Annotated in this window: 1 pseudogene; it reads left to right on the forward strand. The window is 35.6% G+C overall.

The window, feature by feature from the left end:
- Positions 1-12: 12 nt before the first annotated feature.
- Positions 13-339 (forward strand): annotated as a pseudogene (locus ACCC97_RS28850) (cbb3-type cytochrome c oxidase subunit I); the annotation flags it as partial.
- Between the last annotated feature and the right edge of the window lie 26 nt (positions 340-365).

Here is a 365-nt window from a genome sequence, read left to right on the forward strand (position 1 = left end):
GGTACAGGTTGAACTGTTTATCCCCCGTTATCAGGTTTACAAAGTCATAGTGGACCAAGTGTAGATTTAGCAATTTTTGCTTTACATCTGTCTGGTATAAGTAGCCTATTAGGTGCTATGAACTTTATTACTACAATATTAAATATGAGAAGTCCAGGTATAAGATTACACAAATTAGCCTTATTCGGTTGAGCAGTAGTAGTAACAGCAGTGTTATTATTATTATCATTACCTGTGTTAGCCGGTGGAATAACTATGGTTTTAACAGATAGAAATTTCAATACGTCATTTTTCGAAGTAGCAGGTGGTGGAGATCCTATACTATACCAACATTTTTTCTGATTCTTCGGACATCCTGAGGTCTA

The organism is Variovorax sp. Varisp85 (assembly GCF_047304045.1).
Lineage (GTDB): Bacteria > Pseudomonadota > Gammaproteobacteria > Burkholderiales > Burkholderiaceae_C > Variovorax.